This is a genomic window from Chromobacterium piscinae (assembly GCF_021129175.1).
GTDB lineage: Bacteria > Pseudomonadota > Gammaproteobacteria > Burkholderiales > Chromobacteriaceae > Chromobacterium > Chromobacterium piscinae.
In genome coordinates this window covers 17,199-38,187 of record NZ_JAJOHV010000026.1, presented here as the reverse complement: position 1 = coordinate 38,187, position 20,989 = coordinate 17,199, and the positions used below count along the sequence as shown (strand labels likewise).

General features: G+C 66.2%; 17 protein-coding genes and 1 pseudogene. 6 read left to right on the top strand and 12 right to left on the bottom strand.

The annotated features are described in order from the left end of the window. Positions 1–104 precede the first annotated feature (104 nt). From LQR33_RS09515 to LQR33_RS09505, 3 genes are all read right to left on the bottom strand, one after another. Positions 105–851: a LytR/AlgR family response regulator transcription factor gene (locus LQR33_RS09515; protein ID WP_269326234.1), complete on the bottom strand. Its 747-nt coding sequence runs from the start codon at positions 849–851 to the stop codon at positions 105–107. Continuing rightward, positions 845–2,518 (bottom strand): sensor histidine kinase, encoded by a 1,674-nt coding sequence (locus LQR33_RS09510; protein WP_231468697.1) that lies wholly within the window; start codon positions 2,516–2,518, stop codon positions 845–847. Before LQR33_RS09510 ends, LQR33_RS09515 begins: the two co-directional genes overlap by 7 nt. A gap of 155 nt (positions 2,519–2,673) precedes the next feature. Continuing rightward, the gene (locus tag LQR33_RS09505; protein WP_231468695.1) at positions 2,674–3,198 is read right to left on the bottom strand and encodes a carboxymuconolactone decarboxylase family protein; all 525 of its coding nucleotides are present in this window, start codon (positions 3,196–3,198) and stop codon (positions 2,674–2,676) included. Positions 3,199–3,316: 118 nt separating this feature from the next. On the opposite strand from LQR33_RS09505, the gene LQR33_RS09500 reads away from it, so the two are divergent. After that, positions 3,317–4,216: a LysR family transcriptional regulator gene (locus LQR33_RS09500; protein ID WP_231179140.1), complete on the top strand. Its 900-nt coding sequence runs from the start codon at positions 3,317–3,319 to the stop codon at positions 4,214–4,216. Here the strand turns inward: LQR33_RS09500 and LQR33_RS09495 are convergent. The 3 genes from LQR33_RS09495 to LQR33_RS09485 form a co-directional block, all read right to left on the bottom strand. Further along, positions 4,206–6,194, bottom strand: coding sequence for a pyridoxamine 5'-phosphate oxidase family protein (locus LQR33_RS09495; RefSeq protein ID WP_231468693.1), 1,989 nt, complete (start codon positions 6,192–6,194; stop codon positions 4,206–4,208). The genes LQR33_RS09500 and LQR33_RS09495 overlap by 11 nt on opposite strands. A 16-nt stretch (positions 6,195–6,210) precedes the next feature. Continuing rightward, positions 6,211–6,825, bottom strand: a complete 615-nt coding sequence (locus LQR33_RS09490; protein WP_166438430.1) for a glutathione S-transferase family protein — start codon at positions 6,823–6,825, stop codon at positions 6,211–6,213. A 114-nt stretch (positions 6,826–6,939) separates the two neighbouring features. Continuing rightward, positions 6,940–7,452 (bottom strand): MarR family winged helix-turn-helix transcriptional regulator, encoded by a 513-nt coding sequence (locus tag LQR33_RS09485; protein WP_221664588.1) that lies wholly within the window; start codon positions 7,450–7,452, stop codon positions 6,940–6,942. A 112-nt stretch (positions 7,453–7,564) separates the two neighbouring features. Between LQR33_RS09485 and LQR33_RS09480 the strand changes: the two genes are divergently transcribed. Then, positions 7,565–8,452, top strand: a complete 888-nt coding sequence (locus LQR33_RS09480; RefSeq protein ID WP_231179143.1) for an EamA family transporter — start codon at positions 7,565–7,567, stop codon at positions 8,450–8,452. A gap of 3 nt (positions 8,453–8,455) precedes the next feature. Here LQR33_RS09480 and LQR33_RS09475 read toward each other — a convergent pair whose 3' ends face one another. The 3 genes from LQR33_RS09475 to LQR33_RS09465 are packed head-to-tail and all read right to left on the bottom strand — an operon-like array spanning position 8,456 to position 12,029. Continuing rightward, positions 8,456–10,039, bottom strand: a complete 1,584-nt coding sequence (locus LQR33_RS09475) for an aldehyde dehydrogenase (NADP(+)) (RefSeq protein ID WP_231468691.1) — start codon at positions 10,037–10,039, stop codon at positions 8,456–8,458. Between the two features lie 57 nt (positions 10,040–10,096). Then, entirely contained in the window at positions 10,097–11,044 is a 948-nt protein-coding gene (locus tag LQR33_RS09470) for a dihydrodipicolinate synthase family protein (protein ID WP_231179769.1), read from the bottom strand. 58 nt (positions 11,045–11,102) lie between these two features. Further along, positions 11,103–12,029 carry a 4-hydroxyproline epimerase gene (locus tag LQR33_RS09465; protein ID WP_331275383.1) on the bottom strand — a complete coding sequence of 309 codons (927 nt, stop codon included), beginning with the start codon at positions 12,027–12,029 and terminating at the stop codon, positions 11,103–11,105. Positions 12,030–12,331: 302 nt separating this feature from the next. Here LQR33_RS09465 and LQR33_RS09460 point away from each other — a divergent pair, with 302 nt between their 5' ends. Together LQR33_RS09460 and LQR33_RS09455 are read left to right on the top strand one after the other, a co-directional pair. Then, on the top strand, positions 12,332–13,135 hold the full coding sequence (locus tag LQR33_RS09460; RefSeq protein WP_231179775.1) for an AraC family transcriptional regulator: 804 nt from the start codon (positions 12,332–12,334) through the stop codon (positions 13,133–13,135). Positions 13,136–13,236: 101 nt separating this feature from the next. Beyond that, a complete protein-coding gene (locus tag LQR33_RS09455) occupies positions 13,237–13,629 on the top strand; it encodes a hypothetical protein (protein WP_231468689.1) in 393 nt (130 codons plus the stop codon). 126 nt (positions 13,630–13,755) lie between these two features. On the opposite strand, the pseudogene LQR33_RS24315 reads toward LQR33_RS09455, so the two are convergent. Next, a pseudogene (locus tag LQR33_RS24315) lies at positions 13,756–13,884 on the bottom strand (hypothetical protein); the annotation flags it as partial. A gap of 299 nt (positions 13,885–14,183) precedes the next feature. Between LQR33_RS24315 and LQR33_RS09450 the strand changes: the two are divergent. Then, positions 14,184–15,251, top strand: coding sequence for an acetylserotonin O-methyltransferase (locus LQR33_RS09450; RefSeq protein WP_231468687.1), 1,068 nt, complete (start codon positions 14,184–14,186; stop codon positions 15,249–15,251). A gap of 88 nt (positions 15,252–15,339) precedes the next feature. Further along, positions 15,340–18,120, top strand: a complete 2,781-nt coding sequence (locus LQR33_RS09445) for a non-ribosomal peptide synthetase (protein ID WP_231468685.1) — start codon at positions 15,340–15,342, stop codon at positions 18,118–18,120. Positions 18,121–18,371: 251 nt separating this feature from the next. Here the strand turns inward: LQR33_RS09445 and LQR33_RS09440 are convergent, their stop codons facing one another. Continuing rightward, positions 18,372–19,724, bottom strand: a complete 1,353-nt coding sequence (locus LQR33_RS09440) for a DUF3100 domain-containing protein (protein WP_231468683.1) — start codon at positions 19,722–19,724, stop codon at positions 18,372–18,374. 13 nt (positions 19,725–19,737) lie between these two features. After that, positions 19,738–20,946: a M20 aminoacylase family protein gene (locus tag LQR33_RS09435; protein ID WP_231468681.1), complete on the bottom strand. Its 1,209-nt coding sequence runs from the start codon at positions 20,944–20,946 to the stop codon at positions 19,738–19,740. Between the last annotated feature and the right edge of the window lie 43 nt (positions 20,947–20,989).

Below are 20,989 nucleotides of genomic sequence, written 5' to 3'. Positions count from 1 at the left end.
CGCTGCTCGCTTAAAGTCATTACTGTTGGCATGACTATAAGCCCGCCCTTATAAAGGCGGCGCAGCCAGGGAATGAAATGCAGGCGGCGCGGAATGAACTGCAATCAGAGATGCATCAACTGCCTGAACGCCTTGATGTTGCTGCGGCTGACCGGGATTTCCGCCTTCAGATCGTACAGCTTGATGATGTAGGTGCTGTTCTGCCACGGCGCGATCTCGCGGATCTTGTGGATGTTGACGCAGAACGAGCGGTGGCAGCGGAAGAAGCTGTCGGCCGGCAGCCGCGACACGAACTCGCTGATGCTCATCGCCATCACATAGCGGTCGTGCGCAGTGTAGACCAGGGTGACCTTTTCATCGGCTTCGACGTAGTAGATGTCGTCGCAGGGCGTGACGATGATGCTGTCGCCCTTGGCTAGGTTGACGGTGCGGTTGGCCGGGGCGGCGTCGGCGGCCGGTGCGCTTACCGCGGTGATGGGCGGCGGGGCCTGCTCCAATGCCTCCAGCTTGCGCAGCAGGCCGATGATGCGGGTCTCGTTGTAAGGCTTGAGAATGTAGTCGAAGGCTTCCAGCTCGAAGGCGTCCACCGCGAACTCCTTGTAGGCGGTGACGAAGACGATGCGCGGCGGCCGCGTGGTCTTGTGCAGATTCTTGGCCAGCAGCAGGCCGTCTATCGACGGGATGTTGATGTCCAGGAACACCACGTCCACGTCGTTTTCCTGCAGGAATTTGAACGCTTCCAGCCCGTCCTCGACGCTGGCGGCGATCTCGATCTTGCTGTGCTCGCGGATCAGATAGGCGAGCTCCTCGCGCGCCAGGTATTCGTCCTCTACGATCAGCGCCTTCAGCATGCGGCGTCCTCCAGTGGCAGTTCGAAACTCACCTCGGTGCCCGGCTCCAGCCGGGTAAGCCGCAGGCCCTCGCCGTACAAGAGCTTGATGCGCTCGTTGACGTTGGACAGGCCGATGCTGCGGCTCTCCACCTTGCCCTCGGCGATGCCGTCCATCACTTCCTGGCTGATGCCGTAGCCGGTGTCGCGCACGGATACCCGGATGCGGTCGTCCAGCTTCTTCACCGCGATGCGCACCTCGCCCGCCTCCTTGCGCGGCTGGATGCCGTGCAATATCGCGTTTTCCACCAAGGGCTGCAGCAGCAGGCTGGGCACGCGGGCGTGGACTTCGTCGACATCGAATGCGACGGACAGCTTGCTGCCGAAGCGCGCCTGTTCGATGGCCACGTAGTCGCGCACCTGTTTCAGCTCCTCTTGGATGTCGATCAGCGTGTCGCCCAGCGACAGGTTGTAGCGCAGGTAGTCGGCCAGTTGGGCGATCAGCTGGCGCGCGTCGGCCGGCCGGATGCGGATCAGCGACGAGATCGCGTTCAGCGCGTTGAACAGGAAGTGCGGGTTGATCTTGCTCTGCAGCGCGGCGAACTCGGCTTTGCGCGCCATCTCCTGCAGCTGCTTGATGCGCGACGCCTCCATCTGGGTGGAGATCAGCTGCGACAGGCCGACGGCCAGTTCGCGCAGCGAGCCGGTGATGCCGCCGCTCTTGCGGAAGAAGATTTTCAGCGTGCCGGTGACGCGGCCGTTTTCGCGCAGCGGGATGATGATCACCGAGTGGAAGTCCGCCACCCGGTACTGGCGCAGGTCGTTCTCGATGATGATCTGGTCCTGTTCCACCGCGCGGCGGGTGATTTCGCCGATGGCGGAATGGGCGGCCGGTTCGTAATAGTCCTTGCCCAGGCCGACGTAGGCCTGCACGTCGCGGGTGTCGGTGATGGCCACCGCGTCGGCGCCGATGTGGTTGCGGATCACGGTGCACACCTCCACCAGCGCATCGCGGTCCACGTTCTGGAAATAGGGCAGGGTGCGGTTGGCGATGGTCAGCGCCAGCTTGGCCTGGCGGGCCGCCAGCAGCTCCTTCTCGTCATCCAGATCCTGCACCAGCTTGATGATCAGACCAATGCAGACCGTGCCGGTGATCATCGGGTAGGCGATGTGGCTGACGATGGCCTGGCCGACGGCCGGCTCGGTGAACCACAGGATCAGCGCCATGGTCAGGCTCTCGCAGGCCACGCCGGCGGCGATGCCGTACAGCCACAGCCGCTGGCGGCCGGCGCGGTAGTGAATGGCGGTGGCGAGCAGCCCGGCGCAGATGCTGGAGATCAGGCAGGGCAGCGAGGTGTAGCCGTGAATGTCTATCAGGTAGCGGTGCAGGCCGGAGACGATGCCGGCCGGTATGCCCACCCAGGGGCCGAACAATATGCCGCCGGCCAGGATGGCGATGGTGCGGACATTGACCAGCGAGCCGTCCACCGGGATGCCGGTATAAGTGCTGAACACGGCGAACAGGCAGAACAGCAGCGATACGCCGGCCAGCTCCGCCGGCGTATGGCGTTGCTGGCGCAGCAAATCCTGGAACGGCCGGACGCGGGTGAGGAAGAACAGCGCCATCAGCATCAGCGCGGCGCGCTCGAACACCGCCAGCAGCAACATATTCGGGTTGTTTTCTATCATCGGAAGCAGAGCCGCGGCGGCGGCTGGGAAATCGGTGAAACCGGAATGGTTGCCGCTATTTTAAGGCATGGGGACGAATGGGGCAGCGTGGCGGCCAATAAAAGACCATGGGCATGGAAGGGCCGGGAGCCCGCAGGCTCCCGGCGATGGCGGGCTTACGCGCGGGCCTGGACCAGCGGAAAGTCTACTGTGGTGGCGGCGGCGTTATTGACGTAGTTGGTCAAAATGTTCAACGCCACCGTCAGCACGATTTCCAGCGTTTCCGCTTCGTCGAAGCCGGCGCCGCGCAGCGCGGCCAGCTCCGCGTCATCCACACGGCCGCGCTGCTCAGCCACTTGCAGCGCGAAGCGCAGCGCGGCGGCCTGGCGAGCGTCGGCGCTGGAAAAATCGCGCGCGGCGGCGATTTCGTCATCGCCAAGCTTGGCCACATGTTTGGCCAGATAGCTGTGGGCGGACAGGCAGTAATCGCAGCCGTTGAATTCGGCCACGGCTAGAGCGATGCGCTCGCGCAGCCCGGCGCTCAGCTTGCCCTTGCCCAGCGCGCCGTTCAGCGACAGATAGCCTTCCAGCGCCGCCGGACTGCGGGCCAGCAGCTTCATCAGATTGGGCACCATGCCCAGTTGTTGCTGCACGGCGGCCAGCAGCGGCTGGCTGGCGGCGGGGATGGCGATGCGGTTCATGGCAAGTCTCCTGAAGTGGGGCGGAACGTTTCCGCCATGGAGAGCACTTTGCCAAATTCTTGATTGTGGAAGAATATCTGTTTTATTTAATTGATTGTTCCGTTAAGAGGAATAGTGAGTGGATCGTTTCCATTTGATGGGCGTTTTCGTCGCCGTGGCCGAGGAAGAGGGTTTCGCCGGCGCGGCGCGCAGGCTGAAGTTGTCGCCGCCGGCGGCGACGCGCGCGGTGGCGGCGCTGGAGGAAAATTTGGGCGTGCGCCTGCTTAACCGGACGACCCGTTACGTCAGGGTGACCGAGGCCGGCGCGCGTTATCTGGACGACGCGCGCCGCATCCTGGCGGCGGTGGCCGAGGCGGAGGAAGCTGCGGCCGGAGGCAACGCCGAGCCGCGCGGCCTGATCCGCCTGACCGCGCCGGTTTTGTTCGGCCGGCTGTACGTGATGCCGGCGGTACTGGACTTTTTGCGCCAGCACCCGCTGGTGGAGGTGTCGGCGCAGCTGCGCGACAACGTGGTGAACCTGATGGAGGAAGGGCTGGACGCGGCTGTGCGCATCGGCCATCTGCCCGATTCGTCGCTGCGGGCGGTCAGGGTGGGCGAGGTGAGGCGGCTGGTGTGCGCTTCGCCGGATTACTTGGCGCGGCATGGCGCGCCGGAAGCGCCGGAAGACTTGCTGCGGCATACGGTGATCGCGTCCACCGCCGCGTCGGCTTCGCTGGAGTGGAAGTTCGGCGCTGACGGAGAACGGCGGGTGAGGGTGCGGCCGCGGCTGACGGTCAGCGGCAACGACGTGGCGATAGACGCGGCGCAGGGCGGCTTCGGCCTGATCCGGGTGATGTCCTACCAGGTGGCGGAGGCGCTGGCGGCGGGCAAGCTGGAGCGGGTGCTGACAGCTTACGAGAGCGCGCCGCTGCCGATACACATCGTCCACGCCGAAAGCCGTTACGGCTCGACGCGGATGCGGCGCTTCATCGACTACCTGGCCGAGCGGCTGCGCGCCGACCCCCGGCTTACAGATTGATTTCCAGCTTGACCGCGCCCGCGGCCGGGTAGGCGCAGCACAGCAGGATCTCGCCGGGCCGGGTTGAATAGTCCGGCGGCTGCAGATAGGTGGCCTGGCCGGCAAGCAGCGCGGCGCGGCAGCTGCCGCAAGTGCCGCCGCGGCAGCTGAAGTCGGGGTTCAGGCCGCAGGATTCGGCTAGTTCCAGCAGGCTCTGGCCGGGCTGCCATTCGGCGTCGACGGCGGACGCGGAAAACCGGACCGGCACCGCGCCGTCGGCCGGCGGCGGCAGCGCATGCGCGGCATGGCCGGTGCGCTGCAGCCCGGCGGGGCCGAAAGCTTCTGCATGGATGCAGACATCCTCCACGCCGGCGGCGATCAGTTGCTCGTACAGCGCCTGCATGAAGCCGGCCGGGCCGCACAGGTAGAAATCGCCGGCCAGGTCCGCGCCGGACCGGAGCAACAGTCCGATGTCGGCGCGGCCGGCGTGCTGGTAGTCGACGCCCAGCCGGCGGCCGGTTTCCGGCTGGCTGGCGGCGGTGACGATGCGCAGCCGGCCGGCGGCCTTGGCCCGCAGGGCTTCCAGCTCCGCGTCGAACGCGCGCTCGGCCACCGCGCGGGTGGCGTAGACCAGCAGCGTCGGCGGCATCGCGGCGGGGTTTTCCGTCAGTTGATGCAGCATGGCGAGCAAGGGGGTGATGCCTATGCCGCCGGCCAGCAGCGTAATCGGGCGGTCGGCGCGCGCGAGCGTGAAGTCGCCGCGCGGCGGCAGCGCTTCGACGATGTCGCCGGGCGCCAGCTGGTGCAGCCGGGCGGACGCCTTGCCCTGGCGTTTGACGCTGATGCGGTAGCCACCGGTCTGCGATAGCGTGTAGTTGCGCATGCGCGCGCCGTCCACGCCCGCCACTTTCAGACTCAGGTGTTGGCCGGGGATAAAGTCCGGCGGCGCGGAGCCATCGGCGGGTTCCAGATAGATGGATCGGACGGTTTCGTTTTCGTCTTCCACATGGCGTACCCGCAACGGCAGCCACTGCCGCTCCGGCGCTTGCTGAGGCCAGGCGCCGGTGGCCAGCGCGAACGGCGAGTACTCGCGCAGCGTCCAGCGCAGGGCCAGCGCGTTGCGCCGGCGGACCACGCGTTCGACGCGGAAGGTCCACAGCCGCTCGGCGCCGGCGAACGGAGGCGGCGCGCCGTCATCCGGCACTTCGGCGCGGCCGGCCAGTTGCAGCGTGTCGCCGGTGGAAAAGTCGATGAACAGCAGGCAGGCGCGCGGCTGAAGCAGCAGATTGCCCAGGGTGTTGAAGTAGCCGTTGCCGGCGAAGTCGGGGATGGTCAGCGTGTCGCCGTCCACTTTGACGAAGCCGGGCTTGCCGCCGCGGTGCGACGCGTCGGCCTGCCAGCGGCCGTCGGCGCCGGCCCAGGCGCTGGCGATGAAGAAGGTGTCGGCGGCAGCGATGGCGGCGCGCGCGTCGTCATCCAGCTCGTGCATCCATTCCACCGAGCCAAGGATGCGCGGGCCCGGTTCGCGCGTGAATTCAAACTCGCGCAGCTGGATGTACTTGGGACAGTTGCCGAAGGAATGGCCGACGGCGACGGTGAAGCCATCGTCGTCCAGCGCCGCCACTTCGCCATTCATCCGGTTGCGGCGGCGGGTGTGCAGCTCTATGCCGAGCAGACCCACCGCCGCGCCGGCGCGCAGGCAATCGCGCAGCGGATCGGCCGGGCTCGGCTGAGTGTTGATCCGCAACAATCGCGGATCGGGCGAGTCGACGAAGCCGGGCCTGCCCTCGACGATGCCCGCCCACGGCCTGCCGGCTTCGTCCACCGCCGCCATCACCATGAAGGGCAGTTGGCGGAAGAAGTCGCGATGCTGTTCCGGCATGTGGTCGCGCACCACGCGCGGACCCGCGGCGGCCATCCTCTGCTGGCTGCCGGCGCGGCGCTGCATTTCCTGTTCGCCAGGGTGCCAGGGCGTGGCGGCGGGGCGGGCGTCGGACATCCGATGTTCCTGTCGCTTAAGCGTTGATGGCTGGCATGGGCAGGAAGCCGGGCAACGCCTCGACGCGGGCCAGCCAGGCGCGGACATGCGGGTAGGGCTCCAGCGGGATCTCGCCTTCCGGCGCGCGCGCGGTGTAGGTATACAGCGCGACGTCGGCGATGGTGGCGGTGTCGCCGGCCAGGAAGGGGCGCTCGGCCAGTTCCTCGTCCATCACCTGGAACAGCGCCTTGGCGCGGCTGGCGGCCAATTCATAGTCCAGCGGCACGCCGCGCCATTTGTGCAGCCGGGCCTGGGCGGCGCCGAACGCCAGCGGGCCGGCGGCGGCGGACAACCAGCGCTGCACACGCGCTTCGCCGAGGGGATCGGCCGGCAGCCAGTCGCCGTGGCCGTAGCGGCGCGCCAGGTAGACCAGGATGGCGTTGGAGTCGGGAATCGTTTCGTCGCCGTCGGCCAGCACCGGAATCTGGCCGAAGCGATTGAGCTTGAGGAAGTCCGGCCGCTTATGCTCGCCTTCGCGCAGATTGACCGGAATGGTTTCGTACTCCAGGCCCAGCAGCGACAGCATCAGCCGGACGCGGTGGCTGTGGCCGGACAGGGCGAAATCGTACAGTTTGAGGGCAGGGCGGGTCATGCGTTTCTCCTAGGGGCGAAAGCGGAATTCAGGCCTTCACTCTGCCTGAGGATGACGAAAACATAAACACCCATCGCAGGCAATGGATTATTCCATGATTCGAAATAAACCGGTTCAGCCGCGCGGCGTTTCCAGCGCCGCCAGCAATTCCGCCAGCCGCTTCTCCAGCGCGTCCACGCTGCGGGCCGGCAGCGCGGACAGTATCGCGTGCTCATTGGCGACGTGTCCTTCCAACGCGCGCTCCAGCAAGGCGAAACCTTCGCCGCTCAAGCGCACCAGCGTGCTGCGCGCGTCTTGATTGCTGGCTTCGCGCACGATCCAGCCTTTGCCCTCCAGCACCTTCAGCCTGTGGGTCATCGTGCCTGAGGTGACCATCAGCGACGAGAATAATTCGGTCGGCGCCAACTGGTAAGGCGCGCCGGCGCGGCGCAGCGTGGCCAGCACGTCGAATTCCCAGCCGCTGAGGCCGTATTCGGCGAACACGCCGTCCAGCCGTTGCGACAACAACGCGGCGCAGCGGCTGAGCCGGCCTATTACGCCCATCGGACTGACGTCCAGGTCCGGGCGCTCGCGCGCCCATTGTTTGAGTATGCGGTCCACCGCGTCGCCGGACATGGCATCGCTCATGCCGTCTCCTTGTCTTGATTTCAAGATTAATTTGCCTTGAATTTGAGATAAATGTTATCTTGAATTCAAGTTAATTGCGTCTGGATTATAAGCTCAATCGGAAGGATTGCCCATGTCTGCGAAAAATGAAACCGGCCACTGGCGCGATGTGTTGCTCACCGCGCTCACGCCGATGATCTGGGGCTCTACCTACATCGTCACCACCCAGCTGCTGCCGCCGGACCGGCCGTTCACCGCCGCCTTGCTGCGGGTGCTGCCGGCGGGTCTGTTATTGCTGTGGATGGGCGGCTGGCGGCCGCGCGGGGAGGAGTGGGGCAGGCTGCTGATTCTGTCCGCGCTCAATATCGGCGCGTTCCAGGCCCTGCTGTTTGTCGCCGCCTACCGCTTGCCGGGCGGCCTGGCGGCGGTGGTCGGCGCCTGCCAGCCCTTGTTGGTGATGGCGTTGGCCTGGCGGTTGGACAGCAGGCGGCCGGCGGCGCTGGCTTTGTGGGCCAGCCTGATCGGCGTGGCCGGCATGGCGGCGCTGCTGCTGTCGCCGGGTTCGCGCTGGGACGGCCTGGGCATGCTGGCGGCTTTCGGCGGCGCGGTATCGATGGCCTGCGGCACGTATCTGACCCGGCGCTGGCAGCTGCCCGCCCCGGTGACGGCGCTGACCGGATGGCAGTTGACCTTGGGCGGCCTGATGCTGCTGCCGCTGGCGATGGCCATCGATCCGCCGTTGCCCAGCCTGGGATGGACGCAGGTGGCCGGCTACGCCTACCTGGCGCTGTTCGGCGCTTTGCTGGCCTACCTGCTGTGGTTCCGCGGCATCGCGCGGCTGTCGCCGGTGGCGGTGTCGTCGCTGGGCCTGCTCAGCCCGCTGACCGCGGTGGTTTTGGGTTGGGCGCTGCTGGGACAGGCGTTGTCGGCGCAGTCGCTGCTGGGCATGGCGGTGGTGCTGGCCAGCGTGCTTGCCGTGCAGTGGAGCGGCGCCGCGCCGGCGAGGAGCGGGCGCGGCTGACGCTCAGCTCTGGCTCCAGGCGCTGTCCACCCGCCGCCATAGCCGCAGCGGATTGTCGTCGGCCACTTGCGGCGGCAGCAGCGCCGCCGGCAGGTTCTGGTAGCACACCGGGCGCAGGAAGCGGTCCATCGCGGCCAGGCCGACCGAGGTGGCGCGGCTGTCGGAGCTTGCCGGGAACGGCCCGCCGTGAACCATGGCCGGCGAGGTTTCCACCCAGTTAGGGAAGCCATTGGCCAGCACGCGGCCGGCGCGCGCTTCCAATAGCGGCAGCAGCTCGCGCGCCAGCGGCAGGTCGGCGTCGTCCATCTGCAGCGTGGCGGTCAGCTGGCCGTCCAGGCCGGCCACGATCGACAACAATTCATCTTGATCGCGGCAGGCGACGGTCAGCGCGCAAGGGCCGAAAATCTCCTCGGCCAGCTCCGGCCGCGCGGCGAAGCCGGCGGCGTCGACTTCGAACAGCGCCGCCTGCGCCGCGTAGGGGCCGCCGCCGGCTTGGCCGAATGCCCGCTCGGCGACGCCCGGAGTGCGGCGCAGCCGGTGCAGCGCGCTCTGGTAGGCGTCGTGGATGGCCGGCGTGAGCATGGTGTCCGCCGGCTTGGCCGCCGCCGCGTTTGCCGCGGCGCGGCGGAACCGCTCAAGATCTTCTCCCTCCACCGCCAGCAGCAGCGACGGGCAGGTGCAGAACTGGCCGGCGTTCAGCGTCAGCGCGTCCACCCAGGCCGCGGCCATGGCTTCCGCCCGCGCGGCGAGCGCATGCGGCAGCGCCAGCACCGGATTCAGGCTGCCCATCTCGGCGTACACCGGGATCGGCCGGGGGCGCAGCGCGGCGGCGCGCATCAGAGCTTCGCCGCCGCGGCGCGAGCCGGTGAAGGCCACGGCGGCGATGGCCGGGTGCTCGACCAATTGCCGGCCCAGCGCGTGGCCATCGGTGATCAGCAGCGAAAACACGCCGCCAGGCAGGCCGCAGTCGGCGACTGCCTGTCGGATGACCCGGCCGGTCAATTCCGATACCCCGGGATGGGCCGGATGCGCCTTGACCACCACCGGACAGCCGGCGGTCAGCGCGGAGGCGGTGTCGCCGCCGGCCACCGAGAACGCCAGTGGGAAGTTGCCGGCGCCGAATACCGCCACCGGCCCCAGAGCCACCTGGCGCTGGCGCAGATCGGCGCGTGGCAGCGGCTGGCGCTGCGGCATGGCGGGGTCCACCCGCGCGTCCAGCCACTCGCCGGCCCGCAGCGTGCGGGCGAACAGCCGCAGCTGGCCGCAAGTGCGGCCGCGCTCGCCATGCAAGCGGGCGCGCGGCAGGCTGGTCTCGACCATCGCGCGTTCTATCAGTCCGTCTCCCAGCGCTTCCATCTCGTCGGCGATGGTTTCGAGCAAGCGCGCCCGCGTTTCCGGCGCGGTTTCGCGGTAGGCGTCGAATGCCTCCCAGGCCAATGCGCAGGCCTGCTCCACCTGTTCGCGGTCCGCGCCGGCATAGCCCGGCTCCAGCGGCTGATCGGTGGATGGGTCCAGCGCCCGTATCATGTCGCGGCGGCCGGCCACACCCTGCCCGCCGATCAGCATCATGCCTGTCAGATTCATCATGTTTCCTGCGCAATAAGGGGCTGGCCGCGCCGCCAAGGACGCGGCGGGGATTGGATATCAGGCGACGTTCTGCTCGGCCGACCAATGGCGGTACCACTCGCGGAACAGCGCGTACTGGGTTTCGGCATAGCGGCGCTGGGCGACGCTCAGCGCGTCGGTCTCGTTGAAATGCAGCGCGTATTCGCGGTCGCCGTTCAGCACCATCAGGTGCTTGTAATACAGCACCAGGTCGCAGCCCTCGTCGAAGGAGGACAGCACGGCCAGCGCCGATTCCAGCTCCTGCGCGCGGCGGCGCGCCACGGCATCGCCCCTGGCCCCCGCCTTGCTCAGCGCCACCAGGTGCAGCACTTCGCGCGGCAGCGCGTTGCCGATGCCGGTGATGGCGCCGGTGGCGTTGCAATTGACGAAGCCGTGCACCACCTGGGTGTCCACCCCCACCATCAGCGTGACTTCGTCATCCTGGGAGGTGATGTGCTCGGCGGCGTAGCGCATGTCGGCGGCGCCGCCGAACTCCTTGAAGCCGATCAGATTGGGATAAGCGCGGCGCAGCTCGAAGAACAGGTCGGCGCGGGTGGCGAAGCCGTAATAGGGGCTGTTGTAGATCACGGCCGGCAGCTTGGGCGCGGCGGCCAGGATGGCCGAGAAATGCGCCTTTTGCGCGGCCGGCGACGCGCCGCGCGACAGCACGCGCGGGATCACCATCAGGCCATGCGCCCCCACCCTGGCGGCGTGGGCGGCATGGGAAACCGCCTCGCGGGTGTTGACGGCGCCGGTGCCCACGATGGTCGGCACGCCGGCGGCCGCCAGCCGCGCCACGCCCTCCTGGCGCTGGGCCTCGCTCAGCAGCGGCCAGTCGCCCATCGAGCCGCAGTACACCACCGCGCTCATGCCCAGGGACACCAGTTCCTTGCCCTTGGCCACCAGCGCGTCGAAATCCGGCTGGCGATCGGCGGTGCACGGGGTCATCAGCGCCGGAATGCAACCGGTGAAAATGTTATCGCTCATTGTTTTGCTCCTTGCGGCATTCATTCAGGTGGTAGAGGCGGATTGGAACGCGCGGGGTTCAGATGCCCCACGCGAAAGGGTCTTGTTCGTCGATCAGCAACGTGGCGCGCGCCGTGACATGGGCGCGGCCAGTGATGTAGGGGCGGATGAAGTCGCCTTCGCGCTGGTAATGGCCGATGAAGCGGCTGCCGGTGATTCCGGCCTGCAACCACTCTTCGCCTTCGGCCAGCTTGCCGTCGGCCGCCAGGCAGGCCAGCTTGGCGCTGGTGCCGGTGCCGCAGGGGGAACGGTCATAAGCCTTGCCCGGGCACATGACGAAGTTGCGGCTGTCGGCTTGCTCATCGTCGGCGAACAGCTCCACATGATCGATGCGCGCGCTGTCGGCGCCGGTGACGCCCTGCTCCTCCAGCGCCTGCATCGTGGCGCAGCTGAACGCGCTCAGCGCCTCGACATTGTCCAGCCGCACGCTCAGGCCATGCTCGGCGACCAGAAAGAACCAGTTGCCGCCCCAGGCGATGTCGCCGATCACCGTTCCATGGCCAGGCACCTCCACCGCCGCCTGCCTGCGGTAGCGATAGGCCGGCACATTGCGCAGCGTCACCGCGCCGTCCTCATGCAAGACGGCATCCACCGACCCCACCGGGGTATCGATCTTGTGGCTGCCCGGCGCGATCCGCCCCAGGTAATGCAAGGAGGCGATCAGGCCAATGGTGCCGTGGCCGCACATGCCGATGTAGCCAGTGTTGTTGAAGAAAATCACCCCGCAGGCGGCGTCGGGCGAAATCGGCTCGCAATACAGCGCGCCCACCAGCACATCGCTGCCGCGCGGCTCCAGCAGGCAAGCCCGGCGCCATTGGTCGTGCCGCTCGCGCAATTCATCGCGCTTGTCCGCCATGGAGGCCCCCGCCAGCGCGGGAAACCCGCTCAGCACCAGCCGGGTGGGTTCGCCCCCGGTGTGGGAATCGATGATCTCCACCTGTTTCATTCGCTTGTCCATTCTGACACTCCATCCAGTCCGGCCGACCGCGCCGTCGTCTCGCAGCCCATTGATTCCATTGAATCTCCGCGCCGCATCGGTATTCGATTCCACCCCGCTAGCATGGCTGCGTTGCCGCAAGGAATCTTGATGGTTATCATCAGTTGCGATGACGAAATCGGCATAGTTTGCGTTTCAAGGGGTTTTGGCGCGCGCGATGGGCCTCGGCGCAGAAACATTCGGAATGGAAGCGTGGCAATAGACGCCGTCGAGCAGGCGCGGCGATTGGCGCGTCAAGAAAGGCGGAAGGGATGACAAGCGCGGCCGTGGAAAAAATCGCCCGCTGGCGGGACGAAATCCGCCCGGCGACGATAGCCGAGCTGCTGGCGGGCATCGCCCCGCTATTGCCTGTGCTGGACCTGATCCCCAATGCGGCCATCTTCATCAAGGACAGGCAGGCGCGCTATCTCTGCGCCAACCAGACGCTGGTGCAGCGCTGCGGGCTGAAGGATTTGCGGCCGCTGCTGGGCAAGACCAGCGCGGAAGTGTTTCCAGCCCAGCTGGGGCCGGCGTATACGGCGCAGGATCTCAAGGTGCTGCAAGACGGCCTGGTGCTGGAAAGCCAGCTGGAGCTGCATCTGTTCAAGAACCGGGAGCCGGGTTGGTGCCTGACCTACAAATGGCCCTTGCGCGACCGGCAAGACCAAATCATCGGCCTGATCGGCATCTCGCTGGACCTGCAAGCAGCCAGCAAGACCCACCCGGCGTACAAACGCTTGGCGGCGGTGGATGAGTTCATCCGCCGCCACTTCAGCCAGCCGGTCACCATGGCGGAGCTCACCGGCATCGCCGGCATGTCCGCCGCCCAGTTGGAGCGCTACTGCAAAAAGGTGTTCCACCTGTCGCCGCGGCAGATGATACACAAGGCCAGGCTGGAGCACGCGCACCGGCTGCTGCATGAGAATATGGCAATCACGGAAGTGGCGCTGCGCTGCGGCTATGCCGACCACAGCGCCTTCAGCCGGCAGTTCAAGGCCCTGACCGGCCTGACGCCGCGCCAGTACCGCCAGCAGTTGGGCGGGAGCGATACCGAGCCAGCTTCGGATACCGAATGACCGGCCGCATTTGTTGCGGCAGCTAACCGGCGGTCCACGCAACCTCTGGCTGCGGCCTCGGTCATAATGCGATGAGCCACACTTTGAACACGGAGCGTTTGATGAAGTTTCTCCTGCCCGCCTCCGCCGCGCTGCTGGTTTCCGCCGCAGCCATGGCCGATGCGCCAAACAAGCCGGTCATCACCGGCAACATCCTGCGTCTGGATTCCGCCTGCGATTTCACCGAAAGCAGCCTGAACATCCAGCGCGACAGCCTCTCCCTGAGCGCCACGCTCAATAAGACTGCAGCCGCGCGCCTGCAGCAGGCCACCGGCGACTTCCTGAATCAAAGCATGGTAGTGGTGATCAACGACGTGCCCGTCAGCGCTCCGGTAGTCCGGACCGTGATCAACACCGGCAAGGTTCAATTCGCGCTGGGGCGCGACGCCGCCGACAAACTGTTGCCCACCCTGCTGGAAACCACCTGCTACCAGGAAAAGCCGCAGGCCAAGTAAGCCGGCCGCCGGGCCTTGCGCGTGGACAGCGGAATGCTGGTTTCGCTGGATGCGCATCCCGCCCCGGATGCGCCTGGCGGCCGGCTCCGGCTTCACCTTCGCCGTGTAGCCGACGATCACCCCGCTCTCTTCCAGCCTAGCGATGCGATGCTGCGCCGTCGCCCACCACACGCCCAGCTTCTCCGCCAACCCGGTGACGGAGATCGGCGCATCGACGCGCAGCAGCCGCCTCCGGCAATTGTGCCGCCAGATCATCATGTCAGCTGGGCGCATCCAAGAACGCTGCCGGCGCCCCTGACGCTCCTCCCCCCCCTTCCGACGCCCTGCCAAAACCGATAAAAACACTTATATATCAATACCTTATCAAAAGTACAGGTGTCATGAGCTCGAAGCCGGCAGATGATAATGGCTTGTAAACAATTCGTTAGACATCGTTTACAAATGTCGCTGCCATCTGCGCGCCGACCACTCATCACCGGTTCAAGCGCTTGCGTTTCCATTGCGAGAAGCACGTTCGCCGTCTAGCCGAAAGACACCGGTTCAGGAGGGAAATCATGTATCAAACAGCTGTTGCAGCCGGTTCGCCGGTCAACACCGTCCCAAGGTCCAACGATGCCGCCCAGGCGCAGCAGACAATGAGGCGGCTGGTGACCGGCGCCTGGCTATCCCAAGCCATCGTGGTGGCCGCCGAGCTGAGCCTAGCGGATCGCCTAGTCGAAAAAGAACAATCGGTCGACGAACTTGCCGCCGCCTGCGGCGCGCAGCCGGATGCCTTGTACCGCCTGCTGCAGACTCTGGGCTGCGCTGGCCTGTTCCACGAAAGCGAAGGCCGGCGGTTCCGCAACACCCCGCTCAGTGAAACCTTGCGCAGCGATATTCCCGGCTCCCTGCGCAGCCTGGTCCGGCAAATGGGCATCGACCCGATATGGCGCGCCTGGGGCCACATGCTCTACAGCGTCAAAACTGGCCGGAGCGCCTTCCATCACCTTACTGGCCAAACGCTGTTCGAATACATCGGAGAGCACCCTGACGCCGCCGAAATCGTCGACAGCGCCATGGTCAATCTGAGCGAACAGGAGGCGCCGGCGCTGGTTAGCGCCTACGACTTCTCCAACGCCGGGCTCATCGTCGATGTCGGCGGCGGCCGCGGCCAGCTGCTGGCCGAAATCCTCGCCGCCGCGCCGTCGGCGCGGGGCATTTTGCAAGAGCTGCCGCATGCGGCGGAGTCCGCGCGCCATTTGTTCGCCGCGCGCGGGCTAGCCGCGCGCGCCGAGGTGGTCACGTCCAACGCGCTGGAAGCTGTGGTGCCGGGCGCGGATCTCTACATCATGAAGCACATCGTCCATGACTGGGACGATGCGCATGCGCAGCGTTTCCTGTCCAACTGCGCCGCGGCGATGCGGCCCGACAGCAAGCTGCTGCTGGCGGAAATGATTCTGGCGCCGCCGAACGAGCCTCATTTCTCCAAGCTGCTGGACCTGCACATGCTGGTCAACTATCCCGGCGGGCGGGAACGCACGCTGGACGACTTCCACCGCCTGCATCGCTCCGCTGGCCTGCGCCCGACCCGCGTCCTTCCCACCGAAAGCCTCCTGAGCCTGATCGAAAGCGTCAGGCGCTAAGCCCTCCCCCCTCGCCCCGCCCAGCTTCCGTCCGCCATCGGCGCGCAAGCCGCCGCTTTCTTCGCTCATCACGTTAAGGACCAGAAACATGAATGCTTCGTTTGCCTCGTCTCCGCTCCCGGATGCGGAGCGCCTTTCAGCCCCCGCGACTCACATCGGCGAGTTGCTGGTCCGCGCCGCGGCGTCTCAACCCGAACACGGCCTGCGGCTGGTAGCGGATGATTGGAAAACCGCCAAGGAGATCCGCTATCCCGAACTGCTCAGCCTCGCGCTGCGCATCCTGGCGGGCCTGCAGGCCCGCGGACTTGGACCCGGCAGGCCGACTGCCTTGCTGCTGGAACAGGCTGAGGATTTCATCCCAGCCTTCTGGGCCTGCGCGCTGGGGGCTTATGTGCCCTGCCCCCTCGCCCCCATCCGGAACGATCCTGAGCGCTGGGAGAAACATTTGACCCACGTTGACCAGTTGCTCGGGCATCCGGCGCTGATAATCAAGGCGCCCGCCAATCTCCGAACCCACGGCCTGGACACGCTAGAGTTCGACCAACTGCTGCGCAGCCGCGCACTAGGCAAAGTCCAGGCGCCGGCGCCGGACGCGCCCGCGGTCCTGGTCCTGACCTCAGGCTCCACCGGCAACGCCAAGGCCGTCATCCTCAGCCACGCCAACCTGCTGTCCAGCCTGGCCGCCAAGACGGAAAGCCTGCGCCTGGCCCCGGAAGACATCGGCTTCAACTGGATATCGTTCGATCACGTCGCCGCGTTGATCGAAGCCGTGCTGCTGCCCACCCATGTCGGCATGATCCAGGCGCATGCGGCCGCCGAGCGCATCCTGAGCCACCCGCTCTCGTTCCTCCATCTGCTGAGCGCGCAGCGCGCCACCCTGACCTTCACGCCCAACTTCCTGTTCGGCGAGATCAATCGCGCGCTCGTCCAAGCCCATCCGCCCCCTCCGGCATTAGACCTGTCACGGTTGCGCCGCATCATTTCCGGCGGAGAAGCCGTGGTGGTGGAGACCGCCAGCCGGTTCTTGAGCCTGCTGGCGCCGCATGGCCTCGCCGCCACGGCGATATCGCCGGCTTTCGGCATGACCGAGACCTGCGCCGGATCGGTGTTTTCCCACGACTTCCCCGCCGCCGACGCCGGCTTCGAGCTCGCGGCGCTGGGCCGGCCGGTGCGCGGCATGCAACTGCGCATCGTCGACGAGGCGGACCAGCCGCTGCCCGACGGGCAGCCTGGAGAACTGCAATTGCGCGGCCCCATGGTCTTCCGCGGCTACTACCGCAACCCGGACGCGACACGCGCGGCCTTCTCGCGGGACGGCTGGTTCCGCAGTGGAGACATCGGCCAGTTGGCCGACGGCGAGCTGCGCCTGGTCGGCCGCAGCAAGGACAGCATCATCGTCAGCGGCGTCAATTACTTCAGCCAGGAACTGGAGCTCGCCATCTCGCAGCTGGACTGCGTGGACAAACTCTTCATCGCCGCCTTTCCCACCCGCCCGCCCGCCGCGGACACCGAGCAACTGGTGCTGGCCTTCTTCCCATCCTTTCCTATCGAAAACGGACTCCGGCTGCACCAGACGATGATCGCGATCCGCAACACCGCCCTGCTGCTGTGGGGCTTCCGCCCCTCGCTGGTATTGCCGCTGCCGAAAGAAGCCTTTCCCAAAACCAGCCTGGGCAAGATCCAGCGCGCGCTGCTGCGCCGACGGTTGGAGGAAGGCGCGCTGGACGCGCATATCCGCCATGCGAACGAGATAGCCACGCGCTATTTCGGCAAGCTCCAGCCTGCGGAGAGCGAAGCCGAACAGGCGGTCGCCGGCATTTTCGCCGACATGTTCAGCCTGCCCTGCGACGCAATCGGCGCCAACAGCAGCTTTTTCGATCTGGGCGGCACCTCGCTCGACATCTTGAAGCTCAAACACATGCTGGAACGGCGTTTCGATTGCGCGCCCCTGCCGGTGCTCGACATTCTGACCCACCCCATCGTACGGCGACTCGCGGCTAGGCTGGAGGCCGGCCGCGAAACCGGCGGCGCCGCCTACGCCCCCATCGTCACGCTGCAAAGCAGCGGAGCCAAGACGCCGTTGTTCTGCGTCCACCCCGGCGTCGGCGAGGTGCTTGTCTTCGTCAGCCTGGCGCAATACTTCGTCAACGAACGCCCATTCCATGCGCTGCGCGCGCGCGGCTTCAACGAAGGAGAAAGCCATTTCACCGATTTCAACGAGATGGTGGCCGCCTATGTCGCCGCCATCCGCGGGCGCCAAGCCCGCGGCCCCTATGCCATCGCCGGCTATTCCTACGGCGGGGCGGTCGCCTTCGAGATAGCCAAGACATTGGAAGCCGACGGCGAACGAGTGGACTTTGTCGGCATCTTCAATCTGCCGCCGCACATCCGTCATCGAATGAGCGAGTTCGATCCGGTCAAGGGCGCGGTCCACCTCGCCTTCTTCCTGTCGCTGATCGACCGCAGGCAGGCGGATGAGCTGCCCGACAAGCTGCGCGCCCTGCCGGACCAGGACTTCCGGCGCTGGCTGATAGACCACGCGCCGCCGGAACGGCTGGCCGAGCTGGACCTGGACCTGGAAAAATTCACGGCCTGGTCATTGCTCGCCCACTCGCTGACTTCGATGGGAAGCAGCTATGAGCCTAGCGGCAGCGTCCGCTCGCTGAGCGTGTTCTACGCCCACCCGCTTTATGGCAACAAAGCTGACTGGCTGAACGATGAGCTCAGGCGGTGGGACGATTTTTCACGCGAGCCCAATCATTACATCGAGGTGGACGGCGAGCACAATACCATGCTGGACACACGGCACGTGGCCGGCTTCCAAGCCGCGTTGAGGCAGGAGCTCGACTGCGTGCTGAATGGCCAATGAACTCGGAGGGCGACAACCGCCCTCCCTGCAGGACAAACGAACGGAAAGAAAAAAGGCCGCGCAAGGCGGCCGCAAAGGGGTAGATGGTTGAATGTCACGAACATGATCATTCCATTAATAACAATTTAGCACATAAGCATTCTTTAGCAAGCTTGCTTGACTTAATTTTTATTAAGAAAAGCTTGATTGTTCACAAAGCCATTACATTAAATTTGGCAATTTTACTGAATTTCATGCCGATCATTTGGCAATCAGTGTCCAAATTTCAACGAAAACAGAATATCGCTGACCAAGGCCGATCCCAGGAAAGTGCCGCTGAACACCAGGATGGCGATCACCAGCAGGCGCAGGCCGTCGCGCTTGAAGATGGCCGCTTCGCGCCGGGTCACGGCCAGGCCGGCGTAGGCCAGCACCAGCGTCGCGCAGGCCAGCACATCCACCTGGCTGAAGCACTGGTTGCGCCACTCGCCACCGGGCAGGCCCGGCAAGCTGGCCAGCACGCCCAGGATGGACAGCCAGATCAGCGTCGGGATCTTCAGCGGCAGCCAGCGGTTGAGCAAGCGGCTGACGAAACAGATGCCCAGCACCATCGCCACGCCCGGCAGCACCGCAGCCAGTTCCTTCTTGGGTCCGACCAGGTGGCTGAGCACGATGATGGCGCCGGCCATCAGCAGATTGGCGGCGAAAGCGCCCAGGCTCAGCTCGGGCTCTTCCGATTTCAGCAGCTCGGCGTCGGCGGCGTCCATGCGGATGGCGGCTTGCGGCCTGGGCGCGCGCAGGCGGCTCAGCAGCGCGTACAGCTTGTTGGCGAACGGCAGCGCCACATAGATGCCGAACAGCACGCCGGTGGTGGTGGTCAGCAGGTTGCTGGCCGCCGCCAGCGCCATCAGCGTGTCTTTCTGCTCCGGCAAGGCGGTGATCAACGTGCCGGCGCAGGCCGCCATCATGCTGCCGCTGCCAACGCCGCAGGCGATGGCCAGCGCCTTTTCGCTGAACAGGTTCCAGGAATGCACCACCGGCACGATCAGCGAAAAGAAAATGGTGCCGAACATGGTGCCGATCGCGTAGACGCTGAGCGCGCCCATGCCTTCCGGGCTGCGCAGGCCGTAACGTTCGGAGATCACCGCGATATTGGGTTCGCGGTCGATGGAAAACGTCGCCCCCACCGCCTCGCGGCCCATGCGGAACAGCAACACCGCCACCGGCATCGCCACCAGCGCGGTGGCGACATTGCCCAGCTCGTGGAAGATCAGCACCGGACCCGCCGCGACGATGGCCTGGAACTGCGGCCCCAGCAGCGTGGCCAGCTTGGCCACCAGCGGCAGCACCGCGACGATGATCACCTGGCTCAGGGTGGCGCTGACGTCGCGGCTCACCCAGCGGCCGGCCAGCGGATTGACAGCAGGGTTGCACATCATGCCCAGCACGAAGGCGTACAGCAGCGGCAGCAGGATGATGCTGCCCTTGCCCACCGAAAACTTCTGCACGTAAATCAGTTCGGCGACGATCACGATGCCTATCGCCATCAGGTGGGCCAAACGGTTGAATCCCGCGCCCGCGGCCACCCCGCCGCCCTGCAATTGTCCAACACCCGCATGCGCCATGCTTTTCTTCCCGTTATTGTTTTGCGGCCGCGGGGGCCAACGTGGTTTCCACCAGTTTGATCCAATACGCCGCGCCTATCGCCAGCGCCTGGTCGTTGAAATCGTAATGCGGGCTGTGCAGCCCCGCGCTGGGCGCCGGACCGTCCACGCCCAGCCAGGCATAACAGCCGGGACGCTCCTGCAGCATGAAGGCGAAGTCTTCGGACGCCATCGACGGCCGCATATTGGTGCGTACGTTCACCTCGCCCAGCAATTCAGCGGCGACGTCGGCCGCCCGCCAGGTTTCCGCCTCGGCGTTGATGGTGGCCGGATAGCGGTACCAGTAGTCGATCTCAGCCTCCACGCCCATCGCCAGCGCGATGTGGTCGACCAGCGCGCGCATCCGGCTCTCGATCACCGCCTGCACCGCCGGATTGACGTAGCGCACAGTGCCGCGCAGCAGCGCCTGCTCGGGGATGATGTTCCAGGTGGAACCCGCTTCCACCTGGGTGACAGACAGCACCGCGCAATCCAGCGGATCGACATTGCGGCTGACGATGCTCTGCAGCGCCGTCACCAGTTGGGCCTGGGCCGCGACCACGTCGCGGGTGCGCTCCGGCATCGCCGCGTGGCCGCCCTGGCCGCGCAGGCGGATCTCGAACAGATCGAAGGCCATCATCATCGGGCCCGGATGCATGGCCATTTGCCCCAGCGGCAGGCCGGGCCAATTGTGCATGCCGTAGATGCCGTCCACCGGGAAGCGCTCGAACAAGCCGTCTTCCAGCATCTCCTGGCCGCCGCCCTCGTTCTCTTCGGCCGGCTGGAAGATGAACTGGACGGTGCCGTCGAACGCGCGGCTCTCGGCCAGGTGCCTGGCGGCGCCCAGCAGCATCGCGCAGTGTCCGTCGTGGCCGCAGGCGTGCATGCGGCCGGCGTGTTGCGAACGGTAGGGCGCATCGCCCTCTTCATGCAGATGCAGCGCGTCCATGTCGGCGCGCAGGCCGATGGAGCGCTCGCCTCCGCCGGCGCGCAAGGTGCCTACCACGCCGGTGCGGCCGATGCCGGTCGCCACCTCCAGCCCGAAGCTGCGCAGCAAAGCGGCGATCTTGCCCGCGGTGCGGTGCTCGTCGAACGCGGTTTCCGGATGGCGGTGCAGATCCTGCCGCCATGCCGCCATATCCTGCACGGCGGCATCGGACAGCATCGCGAATCCGCCCAACCGGCCTTGCCTGTCTGCCTGCATACCCTTCTCCCGATTCGCGGCAGCCAGTCCAATGGACTGAATA

Coding starts and splice junctions, on each gene's coding strand:
- LQR33_RS09480 (WP_231179143.1), top strand. CDS start 7,565: ATGTCTGCGAAAAATGAAACCGGCCACTGGCGCGATGTGTTGCTCACC.
- LQR33_RS09515 (WP_269326234.1), bottom strand. CDS start 851: ATGCTGAAGGCGCTGATCGTAGAGGACGAATACCTGGCGCGCGAGGAG.
- LQR33_RS09460 (WP_231179775.1), top strand. CDS start 12,332: ATGACAAGCGCGGCCGTGGAAAAAATCGCCCGCTGGCGGGACGAAATC.
- LQR33_RS09505 (WP_231468695.1), bottom strand. CDS start 3,198: ATGAACCGCATCGCCATCCCCGCCGCCAGCCAGCCGCTGCTGGCCGCC.
- LQR33_RS09470 (WP_231179769.1), bottom strand. CDS start 11,044: ATGAGCGATAACATTTTCACCGGTTGCATTCCGGCGCTGATGACCCCG.
- LQR33_RS09450 (WP_231468687.1), top strand. CDS start 14,184: ATGTATCAAACAGCTGTTGCAGCCGGTTCGCCGGTCAACACCGTCCCA.
- LQR33_RS09440 (WP_231468683.1), bottom strand. CDS start 19,724: ATGGCGCATGCGGGTGTTGGACAATTGCAGGGCGGCGGGGTGGCCGCG.
- LQR33_RS09435 (WP_231468681.1), bottom strand. CDS start 20,946: ATGCAGGCAGACAGGCAAGGCCGGTTGGGCGGATTCGCGATGCTGTCC.
- LQR33_RS09490 (WP_166438430.1), bottom strand. CDS start 6,825: ATGACCCGCCCTGCCCTCAAACTGTACGATTTCGCCCTGTCCGGCCAC.
- LQR33_RS09495 (WP_231468693.1), bottom strand. CDS start 6,194: ATGTCCGACGCCCGCCCCGCCGCCACGCCCTGGCACCCTGGCGAACAG.
- LQR33_RS09455 (WP_231468689.1), top strand. CDS start 13,237: ATGAAGTTTCTCCTGCCCGCCTCCGCCGCGCTGCTGGTTTCCGCCGCA.
- LQR33_RS09445 (WP_231468685.1), top strand. CDS start 15,340: ATGAATGCTTCGTTTGCCTCGTCTCCGCTCCCGGATGCGGAGCGCCTT.
- LQR33_RS09475 (WP_231468691.1), bottom strand. CDS start 10,039: ATGATGAATCTGACAGGCATGATGCTGATCGGCGGGCAGGGTGTGGCC.
- LQR33_RS09485 (WP_221664588.1), bottom strand. CDS start 7,452: ATGAGCGATGCCATGTCCGGCGACGCGGTGGACCGCATACTCAAACAA.
- LQR33_RS09510 (WP_231468697.1), bottom strand. CDS start 2,518: ATGATAGAAAACAACCCGAATATGTTGCTGCTGGCGGTGTTCGAGCGC.
- LQR33_RS09465 (WP_331275383.1), bottom strand. CDS start 12,029: ATGAAACAGGTGGAGATCATCGATTCCCACACCGGGGGCGAACCCACC.